Here is a 14,657-nt window from a genome sequence, read left to right as displayed (position 1 = left end):
GCTGAACACAGAAAGCTGCCTGAAATTGGCGAATCTGGCTAATACTGTTGAATCGACCGATCATGCCCCGGAACGAAGGTCTGTCATGGAAACGGCGCGGATCACCGTCAACGGGACCGAAGCACCGATCTCCCCGGCCGCACCCCACACCACCGTGCTGGATTTCCTGCGCGAGCGTGGGCTCACCGGCACCAAGGAGGGCTGCGCGGAGGGTGAATGCGGGGCCTGTTCGGTCCTGGTGGCCCGTCCCGGGGTGAACAGGCCCACCGACTGGGTGGCCGTCAACGCCTGCCTGGTCCCGGTCGCCTCGCTCGACGGTCAGGAGATCGTCACCTCCGAGGGTCTCGCCACCCCCGGCGCGCCCGGTACGCCGCCCACCCTGCACCCGGTGCAGGAGGAGATGGCGGTCCGCGGCGGCTCCCAATGCGGGTACTGCACGCCGGGGTTCATCTGCAGCATGGCCGCCGAGTACTACCGGCCCGACCGCTGCGCGCACGCGGAATCGGAATCGGAGTTGGAGTCCGATCCGGGCGCCATCTCTGCCGACACCGCCGACCCCGAGCACGGTCCGAACGGGTTCGATCTGCACGCCCTCAGCGGAAACCTGTGCCGCTGCACCGGCTACCGCCCCATCCGGGACGCCGCGTTCGCCGTCGGTCGGCCCACCGACGAGGACCCGCTGGCGCGGCGACGCGAGCAGTCCCCGCCCACACCGGCCGCCACCGAGTACGCCCAGGACGGCCGCGCCTTCCTCCGGAAGGAAACCCTGGCCGAGACAGTGCGGTTGCTCAGCGAGCGGCCCGACGCCGTGGTGGTCGCGGGCTCCACCGACTGGGGTGTGGAGGTGAACATCCGGTCCCGAAGGGCGGATTGTGTCGTCGCCGTCGACCGGCTGCCCGAACTGCGGGAGCTGCGCGTCGAGTCCGACCACATCGAGATCGGTGCCGCGCTGAGCCTCACCGAGATCGAACGCCGCCTCGACGGCAGCGTGCCCCTGCTCGCCGAGCTGTTCCCGCAGTTCGCCTCCCGGCTCATCCGCAACGGTGCGACCCTCGGCGGCAACCTGGGTACCGGCTCCCCCATCGGCGACAGTCCACCCGTACTGCTCGCGCTGGAGGCGGCGGTGGTACTCGCCGGCACCGACGGTGAGCGCGAGGTCCCACTGGCGGAGTACTTCACCGGCTACCGGCAGAGCGTGCGCCGTCCCGGCGAGCTGATCCGCGCGGTGCGCGTCCCGCTGCCGCTGTCGCCGGTGGTGGCCTTCCACAAGATCGCCAAGCGGCGCTTCGACGACATCTCCAGCGTCGCGGTCGCCTTCGCGCTCGACATCCAGGACGGGACCGTCGTCAAGGCACGGATCGGCCTGGGCGGCGTGGCCGCCACCCCCATCCGCGCCCTCGCCGCCGAGGAGGCCCTGGAGGGCGAGGCGTGGACGGCGGAGACCGTCGAGGCCGCGGCGCGGGTGCTGCGGGCGGCGGGGACGCCGATGAACGACCATCGCGCCAGCGCCGGTTATCGCTCCGCGATGCTCGGCCAGAGCCTGCTGAAACTGTACGCGCGGAGCACCGAGGCGGTGTCGTCATGAGCCAGTTGTCCGATCGCCCCGAGAAGCCGGTCGTCGGCGTCTCGATGCCGCACGAGAGTGCCGCTCTCCATGTCACCGGTACCGCGCTCTACACCGACGACCTGGTCCACCGCACCAAGGACGTACTGCACGCCCACCCGGTCCAGGTCATGAAGGCCCACGGCAGGATCACCGCGCTGCGCACCGAGCCCGCGCTCGCCGTGCCCGGTGTGGTCCGCGTACTGACCGGCGCCGACGTGCCCGGCGTCAACGACGCCGGGATGAAGCACGACGAGCCGCTCTTCCCCGACGAGGTCATGTTCCACGGCCACGCGGTCGCCTGGGTCCTCGGCGAGACCCTGGAGGCGGCCCGGCTCGGCGCGGCGGCCGTCGAGGTGGAGCTCGACGAACGGCCCTCCGTGATCACCCTTGAGGAGGCCATCGCGGCGGAGAGCTTCCACGGCGCCCGGCCCACGATGGTGACCGGCGACGTCGACGCCGGCTTCGCCGAGTCCGCCCACGTCTTCACCGGCGAGTTCCAGTTCTCCGACCAGGAGCACTTCTACCTGGAGACGCACGCGGCGCTGGCCTACGTCGACGAGGCCGAGCAGATGTTCGTCCAGAGCAGCACCCAGCACCCCTCGGAGACCCAGGAGATCGTCGCGCACGTCCTCGGTCTGCACAGCCACGAGGTCACCGTGCAGTGTCTGCGGATGGGCGGCGGCTTCGGCGGCAAGGAGATGCAGCCGCACGGCTTCGCGGCCGTCGCCGCGCTCGGCGCCAAGCTGACGGGCCGGCCGGTCCGGGTACGGCTCAACCGGACGCAGGACCTGACCATGTCGGGCAAGCGGCACGGATTCCGCGCCGAGTGGAAGATCGGCTTCGACGCCGACGGCCGCATCCAGGCCCTGGAGGCCACCCTCACCGCGGACGGCGGCTGGAGCCTGGACCTGTCCGAGCCCGTCGTCGCCCGGGCGCTCTGCCACATCGACAACACGTACTGGATCCCCAACGCGCGCGTGACCGGTCGGATCGCCAAGACCAACAAGGTCTCCAACACGGCCTTCCGCGGCTTCGGCGGACCGCAGGGCATGCTGGTGATCGAGGACATCATGGGCCGGTGCGCCCCGCTGCTCGGCCTGGACCCGATGGAGCTGCGGAAGCGCAACTTCTACCGGCCTGGGCTCGGCCAGTCGACTCCGTACGGGCAGCCGGTCACCCAGCCCGAGCGGATCACCGCAGTCTGGCGGCAGGTCGAGGAGAACGGCGGCATCGCCGACCGCAAGCGCGAGATCGCCGCCTTCAACGCCGCGCACCCGCACACCAAGCGGGCGCTGGCGATCACCGGCATCAAGTTCGGCATCTCCTTCAACCTCACCGCCTTCAACCAGGGCGGCGCGCTGGTGCTGATCTACAAAGACGGCTCCGTCCTGATCAACCACGGCGGCACCGAGATGGGCCAGGGCCTGCACACCAAGATGCTGCAGGTGGCCGCGACCACACTGGGCATCCCGCCGCACAAGGTGCGGCTGGCCCCGACGCGTACCGACAAGGTGCCCAACACCTCCGCGACCGCCGCGAGCGCGGGTACGGATCTCAACGGCGCGGCGGTGAAGAACGCCTGCGAGCAGTTGCGCGAGCGGCTGCTGCGGGTGGCCGCCACCCAGCTGGGCGCGAACGCCTCGGACGTACGCATCGTCGAGGGCGTCGCGCGCACCCTGGGCAGCGACTCGGAGCTGGCCTGGGACGACCTGGTGCGCACCGCGTACCTCCAGCGGGTCCAGTTGTCGGCGGCCGGTTTCTACCGGACCGAGGGGCTGCACTGGGACGCGAAGGCGTTCAAGGGGTCGCCGTTCAAGTACTTCTCGTACGGCGCCGCGGCGGCCGAGGTGGAGGTGGACGGCTTCACCGGCGCGTACCGCATCCGGCGCGTGGACATCGTGCACGACGTCGGCGACAGCCTGTCCCCGATGATCGACATCGGTCAGGTGGAGGGTGGTTTCGTGCAGGGCGCGGGCTGGCTGACGCTCGAGGACCTGCGCTGGGACGCCGGTGAGGGACCGAACCGGGGCCGGCTGCTGACCCAGGCGGCGAGCACGTACAAGCTGCCGAGCTTCTCGGAGATGCCCGAGGAGTTCAACGTGACGCTGCTCCAGAACGCCACCGAGGAGGGCGCGGTCTACGGTTCGAAGGCGGTGGGTGAGCCTCCGCTGATGCTGGCGTTCTCGGTGCGCGAGGCGCTGCGGCAGGCCGCCGCCGCGTTCGGGCCGAGCGGGGTCGGTGTCGAACTGGCCTCGCCCGCGACGCCGGAGGCGGTGTACTGGGCGATCGAGGCGGCTCGCGAGGGCGTCTCCCCGCGGCGGGCCGACGTGTTGAGCGGTGCCTGACATGACATGGGTCGCCGCGGTCGCACGGCTGCGAGCACGCCGGGAGTCCGGCGTACTGGTGACCGTCGCGACCGTGCGCGGCCATGCCCCGCGCGACGCCGGCGCGAAGCTCGTGGTGGGGCGGACCGAGACATGGGGCTCGATCGGTGGCGGCAACGTGGAGGCCGTCGCGATCGATCGGGCCCGGCAGATGATCTCCGTACCCAAGCCGGCGCCGGAGCCGGAGCTGATCGACTTCGCCCTGAACGACAAGGTGACCAACCGGCATGGCGTGCAGTGCTGCGGCGGTACGGTCTCGGTGCTGCTCGAACCGCTGCCGGTGGTACGGGCGGTGGCGATCTTCGGCGTGGGCCACGTCGGCCTCGAACTGGCGCGCGTCCTGGCGCGCCAGGACCTCGACCTCCATCTGATCGACAGCCGCGCCGACATCCTCACCAAGGAGCGGCTCGACGTCCTGGCGGACGCGGTCGCGCAGGTGCACGTGCACCACACGCCCTTGCTGCCCGAGGAGGTCCTGGAGGACCTGCCGCCCGGCACCCACGTCCTGATCATGACCCACGACCACGCGGAGGACGCCGCCCTGTGCGACGCGGCCCTGCGCACCACCCACCTCGGCTCGATCGGCCTGATCGGCTCGGCGGCCAAGTGGACCCGCTTCCGCAAACGCCTCGCCACGGAGGGCGGCCACGCGGACGCGACCATCGACCGGATCAAGACCCCGATCGGCCTGCCGGACATCACGGGCAAGGAACCCGCGACGATCGCGGTGAGCGTCGCCGCGGACCTGCTCCGCACGTTCGAATCGGAAGGGGGCTGAGGGCGGGGGACCCGGGTCCAGGCTTTCCTGGCGGCGGCTCGCCAGAGCGACTTCGAGGCTTTTCCTATGCGCCGACGCCAATATCCGCCAATTGGCCGAGCAGGCCTCAAGAACTTCAACTCAGCCACCCGGGCCGCGAATTGGCCTGTACTGAGAAGGCCATCGCATGGGGCTTCAGGCTACCTTTCCAGTCGATCCGGAAAGCACCCGCACATTCCCGCATCCATCAACCACAAAGGAATGAGGGCCTCATGAAATCAAAGCTGGCCACAGCAACCGTTCTCGGCGTCGCCGCAATCGGAATGACCCTCACCGCACCCACCGCGCACGCGGCCTCCCCCTCCCCCACGTCCGCGGCGACCTGCCAGAACTGGACCGTGAGCAGCGGGCAGGGCAAGGGCTCCGGCACACACTGCTCCGACGGTGTCGTGTCCGGCTGGGTGGAGGACACCAAGGCCGACGGACGGTGTCCGTACGTGATCCTGAACACCAGCGGCGGCGCCATCCACAGTCCGTGGGTCGGACCCAAGGGCGCGAAGAAGAACTTCTCCTTCTCGGGAATCTGGGGCACGGTGACGTACTCCATGGGTTACGTCAACTGCTGAACGCGCTCGGCCTTCTGAAGACTCCGGGGCTTGGGTTCCCGTTCCCGAGCCCAAGCCCCAGGGCATCGACGGCGTGCCCGGCGCCGACGAAGCGCTCAGCCGCCGCTCGACGAGCGGGCCCGTAGCTGCGGAAGTACGAAGAGGCGGTGTCGGGGGGCGGCCGGCTGGTCGAGTCTGCGTACCAGCAAGTCCACGGCGGACGCGCCGACTTCGTACTTGGCGGGGGCGACCGCGCTCAGCGGGATGTCGGCGAGGCCCGCCACCTCGTCGTCGTACGCGACGATCGCGAGGTCGCCCGGCACCTGGATCGACCGCGCGCGCAACCGCCGCAGCAGCGCGAGTGCCACGTTGTCGGGGTGGGCGATGACGGCGTCGACGCGGCCCTCCGCCACGGCGTCGAGCAGTTCCTCGATCGGGCCGTCGTACTCCCGGCTCCCAGGGCTCGCGTCGGGGATGTCCAGGACGGGTGCCGTACCGGGGGCTTCGAGGCCCGCCGCGCGTACCCCGGCTTCGAAGCCCTCGATGATCCACTGCGCGGTCGGGCTCGTCCCGCGGACGAGCAGGACGAGGCGGCGGCGGCCCGCGTCCGCGAGGTGCCGTACGGCAAGGCGCGCTCCATGGACGTGGTCGGAGACGACGTGGTCGATCCCGGCCGCCTCGTCCGCGTCGGGGCGGCGCTCCACGATCACGACGGGGACGGGCAGTTCCTCGTACCAGCCGCGCGGCCCCGACGGGACCACGAGCAGCCCGTCGATCCCGTCGCCGATCATCCGCTCGACCTGCGCGCGCTCCTCGTCGGCGTCGTACCCCGAGATGTCGAGGATCAGGCGGACGTTCCGAGCGGCGGCGGCTTCCCGCGCGCCCTTGATCACCTCGGGGTAGTAGTAGTCGGCCGCCGGCACGATCAGACCTATGACGCGTTCCCGGCCCGGGCGCGCAGGCGCGTGGGAAGCCGCCTCGGCGGGAGCCGTCTCCGCCCAGGTCTCGGGGAGCATGGCCCCGCCGTGCACCCGGGCGACAAGGCCACGGTCGGCGAGGATCTCCACATCCCGGCGGACCGTGACCGGAGACACGCCCAACTCGGCCGCGAAGTCGCTGACTCGAAGCGAGCCCTCCTCCCGTAGCCTCCGCAGGATCGCCTGGTGCCTGTGTTCCGCGTGCACTGTCCCGCTCCCCTCCTAGGACACCCCAGTTCAGGCGCAGTGTAGCGAGCAACCTTCAGGGTCGTCGATCGATTCTGATTGTTTGTGTCTGTACGGACAACCATCGGCTGTTTCTGTCCAAACCGTTGCCTTGTTGATTTTCAGCGTGTTAGAAACCCCACGCTTACGAGCCAGCGACAGCGCCGAGGCAACGACGCGCTCCTCCCGTAAAGGTCGTCTCCCATGCCATCTCCCTGGCGCCGCCGCACCTTCCTCCACGCCGCCGGTGGGGGCGCGCTCGCCCTCGGACTCAACGGAGCGCTCGCTCACCCGTCCGCCGCAGCCGAAGTCCCCGCGTCCGACGCCGAGTTCGACCTGCTGCGCGCCAAGTGGCGCGACCTCATCCTCGGTACGGGTTTCAGCCCGACGGCCGAGCCGTACCGGACCATCCTCACCACCCTCGGCACGACCGCGGCCGGCTTCGCCGCGACCATGGCCCCGGCGAGCGGTTCGCTCTGGCCCGGCCGTTCCTGGACCGACCCGGAGCCCGACCTCGACGCCGAGTCGTACGCCTTCTCGGCGACGATGAACGACAGTTACAACCGGCTGCGCACCATGGCCGAGGCGTACTCCCAGCCGGGCACCGGACTGACCGGGGACCCCGGCCTCCGTGACGCGATCCTCACCGGCCTCGACCACCTCCGCGCCGAGGTCTACAACGAGAACACCACGCGCTACGGCAACTGGTACAACTGGCAGATCGGCGCCCCGCAGGCCCTGATGGACACCTGCGTGCTGATGTACGAGCACCTGTCGGCGGAGCGGATCGCCGGCTACTGCCGGGCCGTGGACGCCTTCGTACCGGACTCGGTCTTCGACTCGTACACGGGAACCAGTACGGGTGCCAATCGGGTCGACCTGTGTCGCGGGGTCATCCTGCGCGGGATCGTCGGCAAGGACGCGGGCAAGATCGCACGGGCGTCCCAGGCGCTGGCCCCGGTGTTCCCCTACGTCACCTCGGGCGACGGTTTCTACGACGACGGGTCGTTCGTCCAGCACCGCAACGTCCCCTACATCGGCGGCTACGGCGCGGTGCTCCACGACGGTGTGGGCCGGCTGCTCGCGCTGCTGCGCGGGTCGAGCTGGGAGGTGACGGGCGCCGGCACCCAGGTCTTCCTCGACACGATCGAGAAGGCCGTCGCCCCCTTCATCTACAACGGCCTGATGATGGACAACGTCAGCAGCCGGGGCATCAGCCGCATCGGCACCAACGAACACCAGCGCGCCCACGGCCTGATGGCGACCATCCTGTTGCTCGGCCAGGGCGCGAGCCCCGAGGAGAACGCCCGCTGGCGCGCGATGGTCAAAGGCTGGCTGCAACGCGACTACCACTACCCCGCGCTGAAGAACCCCGGCCTGAGCCTCATCAGGGCCTCGCTCCTGCAGGCGCTCCAGGACGACACCTCGGTCAAGGCCGCCCCCGAGCCCGTCGAGCACCGGCTGTTCCACAACATGGCGCGGGCGACCCACCGCCGGCGCGACTGGGCGGCCTCCGTCTCCATGGCCTCGAACCGCATCGCCCACTACGAGTTCGGGAACGGCGAGCACGCCCGCGGCTACCACACCGGCGCCGGCTGGCTCTCCTGGTGGGGCAGTGACTTCGGCCTTGAGCAGTACTCGGACGCCTACTGGCCCACCGTCGACCCGTACCGCCTGCCCGGCATCACCGCCTCGCGCAAGCCGCTGGCCGACGGCGAGGGCGGCAACTGGGGACAGCCGATGCCGGACGCCGCCTGGGTCGGCGGCACCAGCGACGGCGAGTACGCCGCCGTCGGCCAGCACCTCAAGGGCATCTCCAGCACCATGGTCGCCAGGAAGTCCTGGTTCTTCCTCGACGACTCCGTCGTCTGCCTCGGCGCCGGCATCAGCGCGGCCGACGGCCACGCCGTCGAGACGACCGTCGACAACCGTGCGCTCGGTGCCACCGGCGCCCCGGTCCTCACTGTCGACGGCAAGGCGCAGTCACTGGCGCAGGGGTGGACGGGCACCTTCGAGGACGCCGAGTGGGCCCACATCGCCGGACAGGCAGGGTACGTCTTCCCCGGCGGGGCCAGGCTCCACGCCGTACGCGAGGAACGCACCGGCTCCTGGCGGGACATCAACTCCGGTGGCTCCCCCGACCCGATCACCCGCCGCTACCTGACCCTCTTCGCCGACCACGGCGTCGACCCCACCGACGGCGACTACGCCTACGTCCTGCTGCCCGGGGCCAGCGCCCGGGCCACGGCCCAACGCGCGTGCGACAGGCGGTGGTTGCGGATCCTCGCCAACTCGGCCGGCCAACAGGGCGTACGCGTCCCGAAGCTGGGCCTCACGGCCGTCAACTTCTGGTCGGCGGGCACCGTCGACAGGCTCCGTGCGAGTGCCCCCGCCTCCGTCCTCGTACGGGAGCACCGCAACGGCACGGCGACCATCGTCGTCTCGGATCCAGCGCGGCAGGCCACGTCCCTGGACGTCGTCTGGAACCGGCGAGTGAGCAAGGTGCTCTCGAAGCCCGCCACGGTCACCGCCGCGACCACCGTCGGCTCGTCGCTGAAGCTCACCTTCGGCGACCTCACCGGCCAGGCCGGCGCCCCGCAGAAGATCACCGTCCGCCTCGGCTGACCCAAGCCCGGGAGGCGCCTGCCCAGGCCGGGGCGGGCGCCTCCCGCGAAATCCCGCTCCCCTCACCCCACCGGAGGAATCCATGCGTCTCAGCAACGTCCACGGTGTCGCCCGCTCCGCACTCCCCCTCGCCGCGGCGCTCTCCCTCGTCCTCGCGACACCGGCGCACGCCGCGGTCGAATGGGACGGCGACGCGGACAACGGAGGCACCGCCGTGTTCGCCTCGATCCTGTGCGACTCCCCTTCGTACGTGTACCAGCCGGACTGGAGCGACGGTCGCGGGAAGATCTTCGGCTTCACCAAGGCGGCGGGCTCCGAGCGGTGCGAGGGGCACGGCATCGCCGGCCGCACCCTCACGTCCGGCAGGACGTACTGGTTCGGCTGGGAGTCCATGACCAAGACGGGCAACGCCCAGACCGTGTTCCAGTGGAAGTCCTGGGGAACCGGCGAGGAGCACGACCAGAACTACCCGGTGCTCATGAAGGTCGAGGACAGCCGGTTGAAGATCTGGTACGTCGCCCCGGGCGAGCAGTGGATCTCCGCCGGCAGCGTCGCCTGGACGCCGGGCACCTGGAACAAGATCGAGCTGGGCATCAACGCCCAGACCTCGACGAGCGGTTCCTTCGCCCTGTACGTCAACGGCCAACTGGTCGTCGACCGTCAGAACGCCCGGACCTGGGACCTCAAGGGCAACGTCCCGCGCTGGGGCTCGTACGGCTCGACCATCTTCGACGTCGAGTCGGTCCACTGGGTCGACGGCCTGAAGATGGGGACGACGCGCGCCGACGTCGACTGAACCACCGTACGAGCACTTCGAAGGAGCAGCACGCCCGCCCGCCCGGGTCAGCCGTGCTTCTTCGCGTAGGCGCGGGCGTAGGCGTCCGCGGCGACGAGTGAGTCCAGCACCATGCCGGGCGTGACCGCGAAGGGCATGTTGTGCGTCGTCTCGCCCTCGGCGGTGGCCGCGCGGGCGATGGCGAGGAGCTCTTCGCGGCCCGCGTCGGCGAGGCCGATCTCGGCGAGGGTGGTGGGCAGTCCGACCTCGTGGCTGAAGCGGAGGAAGGTGTCGATCTCCTCGGTCGGGGAGCCCTCCATGACCAGTTGGGCCAGGGTGCCCATGTTGACCTTCTCGCCGTGCATGAAGGCGCCGGTGTTCGGCGACGCGGTGAAGCCGTTGTGGATGCCGTGGGCGGCGGCCAGGCCACAGCTCTCGAACCCGAGCCCGGAGAGCAGCGTGTTCGCCTCGGTGACCTTCTCCAGGGCGGGGGTCACGACGTGCTGCTCGGCCGCGGTCTTGGCCTGGACGCCGTACTCCATGAGGGTCTCCCAGCACAGCCGGGCCAGGCTGAGGGCCGCGTCGGTGGCCAGGCCTCCGGCCATCGCGACACTCCGGGCCTGGACGCAGGCGCGGGCCTCGTACCAGGTGGCCAGGGCGTCACCCATCCCGGAGACGATGAAGCGGCTCGGGGCGTTGGCGATGTACGCGGTGTCGACGAGGACGAGGTTCGGGTTGCGGTGCAGGCCGAAGAAGTACCGGTCGAACGCCCCGTCCTCGGTGTAGATGACGGCGTGCGCGCTGGTCGGCGCGTCGGTGGACGCCACCGTGGGGGCGCTGACCGACGGGATGCCGTCGCAGATGAAGCCGACCGACTTCGCGGTGTCGACGGTCATGCCGCCGCCGATCCCGATCACGACGTTCGCGCCGACCTCGCGGACCCGGGCCACGATCCGGTCGATCTCCACCTGCGTGCACTTGCCGCCGAAGGTCTCCCGCGTCATCCGGACGCCCGCGTCGGCGAGGGACTTCTCCGCGGTCTCCCCGGCGAAGCCCCACACGCCGTCGTCGGCGAGGACCAGTGCGTGGTCGCCCAGTTGGGAGACGTGCTGACCCAACTCCCGCATGGCGCCCGCGCCCTGGACGTACTTGGGCGGGCTGATCAGGACGCGGGTGGTGACGGTGTTCAAGGGAGACCTCCTGTGGGGGCCAGGCGCTTACTTGCCCTGCGCTAATTCCTGCTGTGGCGGAAGAATCAGGGAAGGAACTGAGAGACGGGCATCCGGAGGATTCACGGAGCCTTCGAATGGAGTATGGCACAGGGATTTTGAGCTCCAAATACGATGGCGAATGGGAATGCGGGCGAGATTGCCAAGGGGCCTGCGAGGTGAGGACCTTCGCCCATGGCCATGGGGACCAACGCCTCGTTCCTCGGGCGAACCGTGCGGGTGAGAATCGGTTCGACATACCTCTCCGATATTCCCGTCATCAGTTCTGCCGCGGGCGCCGAACGCCGCCCCGCAACCGCGCCGCCGCGCCGCCGCGACAATTTCGATACGAGTAAAGCCGCACGAGGGAGACACCCGCCTTGAAGAAGCTCATCAACACTCCTCAGAGCGTGGTCTCCGACGCACTACGGGGCATGGCGGCGACGCATCGAGAGCTGAACGTGGACGCGGAGGCCGGGATCGTCACACGGGCCGGCGGGAAGGTTCCGGGCAAGGTCGGCATCCTGTCCGGCGGCGGCAGCGGGCACGAGCCGCTGCACGCGGGCTTCGTCGGCCACGGCATGCTGGACGCCGCCGTCGCGGGCCCGGTCTTCACCTCACCGGTCCCGGACCGCATCCACGAGGGCATCACCGCCGTCGACTCCGGCGCCGGTGTGCTGGTCGTCGTCAAGAACTACACCGGCGACATACTGAACTTCGGCATGGCCACGGAGGACGCCGACGACGAGGGCATCGCGGTCGAGACCGTCGTCGTGGACGACGACGTGGCCGTCGCCCGCGGTGAGGGTGCGGGCCGCCGAGGCACGGGCGCGACGCTCTTCGTGGAGAAGCTGGCCGGCGCCCTCGCCGAGACCGGTGCCCGGCTCGCGGAGGTCGCCGCGCTGGCCCGCAGGACCAATGAGCGCAGCCGCAGCTTCGGCGTGGCCCTCTCCTCCTGCACCACGCCCGCCAACGGTGCCCCCAACTTCGAACTGGGCGCGGACGAGATCGAGATCGGCGTCGGCATCCATGGCGAGCCGGGCCGCCGCCGCGCTCGCCTGACCACCGCCGCCGAGACGGCAGACATCATGCTCGACGCCATCCTCGAAGACCTCCCCGAGGCGGACGGCGACCCGGTGATCCTCCTCGTCAACGGCCTGGGCGCCACCCCGCCGGTCGAGCTCTACGTCGTACGCGCCGAGGTCGAGCGGATTCTCACCGCGCGCGGCATCCGCACGGCCCGCTCGCTGGTCGGCAACTACGTCACCAGCCTCGACATGGCCGGCTGCACCCTGACCCTGTGCCGCGCGGACGAGTCGATGCTCGACCTCTGGGACGCGCCGGTGCAGACGCCTTCTCTGCGCTGGGGCGTCTGAAGCCCCGCCACCCGGCCCCCTCCCCCTCCCCCACCCGCAGGCCCCCCATCAGGAAGAACGATCCCGTGACGGCTGCTGCCCCCACCCCCGACCCCGCTCTCGATGTCGCGTACTTCCGCCGCTGGCTGACGGCGGCCGCCCAGCTCTTCGTGCGGGACGAAGCACGGCTGACCGCCCTGGACGCGGCGATCGGTGACGGCGACCACGGCGCGAACATGGTGCGAGGCTTCGCCGCGGCACGCGTCGCCGCCGACCAGTCCCCGGCGGTGACTCCCGGTGAGCTCCTGGGGCAGGCCGGCACCACCCTCACGAACACCGTCGGCGGCGCGTCCGGCCCGCTGTTCGGCATGGCTCTGCGCCGTACCGGCAAGCGGTTCGGCTCCGAGACCGCTGTCACCGGCGAGCAGTTCGCGTCCTCGCTGCGTGCGGGAGCCGAGGCGGTGAGCAAGCTCGGCGGGGCGGTTGCCGGTGATGCGACGCTGCTGGACGCCCTGCTCCCGGCACTCGACGCCCTCGACGGCGCACTGGCGGCCGGTACCCCGCTGACCGAGGCCTTGCGGACCGCTCGCGCGGCGGCCGAGCGAGGGGCCGAGGCGACCGGCCCGATGCAGGCCCGCAAGGGCAGGGCCAGCTACCTCGGCGAGCGCTCCATCGGCCATCAGGACGCGGGCGCCAACTCCGTCGTACTGCTCTTCGACGCCCTCACCATCGCGGCGGACTCCTCGTGGCAGCCGGAGCCGACCGCCGCCGCGTCGCCGCAGGAGTCCGTCGAAGCGGTGCGGAGCACACCCCGGTCGGGTGGTGGGCGCGTCGGCGTCGTGCTGGTCTCGCACAGCCGTGAAGTGGCCGAGGCCACAGCCGAGTTGGCGAAGGCCTTGGTCGGCTCCGGCGACATCGCCCCGGTACTGGCGGCCGGCGGCACCGACGACGGCCGGATCGGGACGAGCGCGGAACGCATCCACGCCGCGGCTCTGAAGGCCGACGAGGGCAAGGGTGTCGCGATCCTCTGCGACATGGGCAGTGCGGTACTCACCGTCCAGGCGCTGCTCGGCGAGGGCGACGAACGCACCATGCCGGCCGGCTCCCGGATCGTGGACGCGCCTTTCGTCGAGGGAGCGGTCGGCGTCGTCGTCACCGCTTCGGCGGGCGGGGACATCGACATGGTCGTGGCGGCGGGCGAGGACGCGCGCAACTACCGCAAGGGCTGAGAGGCGCTGCCCGTAGGCGCGCTGATCGCTGGCCCCCGGTTCGCGGCCCCGCGAGAATGCGGCCATGACCGATGACTCAGCGAACCCCGCCGTCCGCGTCGAGCGTGAGGGGCCCGTGACGACCGTCGTGCTGTCACGGCCCTCCGCCCGCAACGCCGTGGACGGACCGACGGCCCGCCAACTGGCCGACGCTTTCCGCGCGTTCGACGCGGACCCCGACGCCTCGGTCGCCGTCCTGTGGGGCGAGGGCGGGACCTTCTGCGCGGGCGCCGACCTCAAGGCGATCGGCACCGAGCGCGGCAACCGGGTGGAACCGGACGGCGACGGCCCGATGGGCCCTACCCGGCTGCACCTCTCCAAGCCGGTCATCGCGGCAGTCGCCGGCCACGCCGTGGCCGGCGGGCTCGAACTCGCCCTGTGGTGCGACCTCCGCGTGGCCGAGGAGGACGCGGTCTTCGGCGTGTTCTGCCGCCGATGGGGTGTGCCGCTGATCGACGGCGGTACGGTCCGACTCCCCCGGCTGATCGGCGAGAGCCGCGCGATGGACCTCATCCTCACCGGCCGCGCCGTACCGGCGCCCGAGGCGTACGCCATGGGCCTCGCCAACCGCCTCGTCCCGCCGGGCCAGGCCCGGGCGGCGGCGGAGGAACTCGCTCGGGAGATCGCGGCCTTCCCCCAGCTGTGCCTGCGGCACGACCGGCTGTCCGTACGCGAGCAGCACGGGCTGCCCGAGCCCGAGGCCCTGGCGGCGGAGCTGCGGCACGGGATGGTGCCCCTGTCGGCCGGCGAGACGGTCTCGGGAGCCGCCCGCTTCACCGCGGGCCAGGGAAGGCACGGCTCTTTCGGCGACTGAGGTGACTGAGGCGACTGACCGGTCGACGGTCGGCGAGGAATCTGACACCTTCCCGGCC

Annotated in this window: 11 protein-coding genes; 9 read left to right on the top strand and 2 right to left on the bottom strand. The window is 70.9% G+C overall.

Annotated elements, in window-relative coordinates; all coding sequences use genetic code 11:
* The first annotated feature begins 85 nt into the window (after positions 1-85).
* The 4 genes from ACFWRO_RS13115 (at position 86) to ACFWRO_RS13100 (ending at position 5,373) form a co-directional block, all read left to right on the top strand.
* Positions 86-1,585, top strand: coding sequence for a xanthine dehydrogenase small subunit (locus ACFWRO_RS13115; protein WP_384508658.1), 1,500 nt, complete (start codon positions 86-88; stop codon positions 1,583-1,585).
* Positions 1,582-3,951 carry a xanthine dehydrogenase molybdopterin binding subunit gene (gene xdhB, locus ACFWRO_RS13110; protein WP_384508655.1) on the top strand — a complete coding sequence of 790 codons (2,370 nt, stop codon included), beginning with the start codon at positions 1,582-1,584 and terminating at the stop codon, positions 3,949-3,951. Before ACFWRO_RS13115 ends, xdhB begins: the two co-directional genes overlap by 4 nt.
* Position 3,952: 1 nt before the next feature.
* Positions 3,953-4,768 carry a xanthine dehydrogenase accessory protein XdhC gene (xdhC, locus tag ACFWRO_RS13105; protein WP_384508652.1) on the top strand — a complete coding sequence of 272 codons (816 nt, stop codon included), beginning with the start codon at positions 3,953-3,955 and terminating at the stop codon, positions 4,766-4,768.
* A 251-nt stretch (positions 4,769-5,019) separates the two neighbouring features.
* On the top strand, positions 5,020-5,373 hold the full coding sequence (locus ACFWRO_RS13100) for a hypothetical protein (RefSeq protein ID WP_384508649.1): 354 nt from the start codon (positions 5,020-5,022) through the stop codon (positions 5,371-5,373).
* 95 nt (positions 5,374-5,468) lie between these two features.
* Here ACFWRO_RS13100 and ACFWRO_RS13095 read toward each other — a convergent pair whose 3' ends face one another.
* On the bottom strand, positions 5,469-6,536 hold the full coding sequence (locus ACFWRO_RS13095) for a LacI family DNA-binding transcriptional regulator (protein WP_384508646.1): 1,068 nt from the start codon (positions 6,534-6,536) through the stop codon (positions 5,469-5,471).
* 222 nt (positions 6,537-6,758) lie between these two features.
* On the opposite strand from ACFWRO_RS13095, the gene ACFWRO_RS13090 reads away from it, so the two are divergent.
* Together ACFWRO_RS13090 and ACFWRO_RS13085 are read left to right on the top strand one after the other, a co-directional pair.
* Positions 6,759-9,179 carry a polysaccharide lyase 8 family protein gene (locus ACFWRO_RS13090; protein ID WP_384508644.1) on the top strand — a complete coding sequence of 807 codons (2,421 nt, stop codon included), beginning with the start codon at positions 6,759-6,761 and terminating at the stop codon, positions 9,177-9,179.
* An 82-nt stretch (positions 9,180-9,261) separates the two neighbouring features.
* The gene (locus tag ACFWRO_RS13085) at positions 9,262-9,975 is read left to right on the top strand and encodes a heparin lyase I family protein (protein WP_384508641.1); all 714 of its coding nucleotides are present in this window, start codon (positions 9,262-9,264) and stop codon (positions 9,973-9,975) included.
* A gap of 47 nt (positions 9,976-10,022) precedes the next feature.
* Here the strand turns inward: ACFWRO_RS13085 and ACFWRO_RS13080 are convergent, their stop codons facing one another.
* Entirely contained in the window at positions 10,023-11,144 is a 1,122-nt protein-coding gene (locus ACFWRO_RS13080; RefSeq protein ID WP_384508638.1) for a glycerol dehydrogenase, read from the bottom strand.
* Positions 11,145-11,542: 398 nt separating this feature from the next.
* On the opposite strand from ACFWRO_RS13080, the gene dhaK reads away from it, so the two are divergent.
* The 3 genes from dhaK to ACFWRO_RS13065 all read left to right on the top strand — a co-directional run bounded on the left by dhaK (position 11,543) and on the right by ACFWRO_RS13065 (position 14,599).
* Positions 11,543-12,538, top strand: coding sequence for a dihydroxyacetone kinase subunit DhaK (gene dhaK / locus ACFWRO_RS13075; protein ID WP_384508635.1), 996 nt, complete (start codon positions 11,543-11,545; stop codon positions 12,536-12,538).
* 65 nt (positions 12,539-12,603) lie between these two features.
* Complete coding sequence (gene dhaL / locus ACFWRO_RS13070; protein WP_384508632.1) at positions 12,604-13,746, top strand: dihydroxyacetone kinase subunit DhaL; 1,143 nt, start codon at positions 12,604-12,606, stop codon at positions 13,744-13,746.
* 64 nt (positions 13,747-13,810) lie between these two features.
* The gene (locus tag ACFWRO_RS13065; protein WP_384508629.1) at positions 13,811-14,599 is read left to right on the top strand and encodes a crotonase/enoyl-CoA hydratase family protein; all 789 of its coding nucleotides are present in this window, start codon (positions 13,811-13,813) and stop codon (positions 14,597-14,599) included.
* Positions 14,600-14,657 lie beyond the last annotated feature (58 nt).

Source organism: Streptomyces sp. NPDC058579 (assembly GCF_042718575.1).
Lineage (GTDB): Bacteria > Actinomycetota > Actinomycetes > Streptomycetales > Streptomycetaceae > Streptomyces.
The sequence above is the reverse complement of the archived record's forward strand: the minus strand, read 5'-3'. Positions and strand labels throughout refer to the sequence as shown.

What these genes read in the sequence shown, in the direction of transcription:
- ACFWRO_RS13115 (WP_384508658.1), top strand. Translation starts at nt 86, where the DNA reads ATGGAAACGGCGCGGATCACCGTCAACGGGACCGAAGCACCGATCTCC.
- xdhB (WP_384508655.1), top strand. Translation starts at nt 1,582, where the DNA reads ATGAGCCAGTTGTCCGATCGCCCCGAGAAGCCGGTCGTCGGCGTCTCG.
- ACFWRO_RS13065 (WP_384508629.1), top strand. Translation starts at nt 13,811, where the DNA reads ATGACCGATGACTCAGCGAACCCCGCCGTCCGCGTCGAGCGTGAGGGG.
- ACFWRO_RS13090 (WP_384508644.1), top strand. Translation starts at nt 6,759, where the DNA reads ATGCCATCTCCCTGGCGCCGCCGCACCTTCCTCCACGCCGCCGGTGGG.
- xdhC (WP_384508652.1), top strand. Translation starts at nt 3,953, where the DNA reads ATGACATGGGTCGCCGCGGTCGCACGGCTGCGAGCACGCCGGGAGTCC.
- ACFWRO_RS13100 (WP_384508649.1), top strand. Translation starts at nt 5,020, where the DNA reads ATGAAATCAAAGCTGGCCACAGCAACCGTTCTCGGCGTCGCCGCAATC.
- ACFWRO_RS13085 (WP_384508641.1), top strand. Translation starts at nt 9,262, where the DNA reads ATGCGTCTCAGCAACGTCCACGGTGTCGCCCGCTCCGCACTCCCCCTC.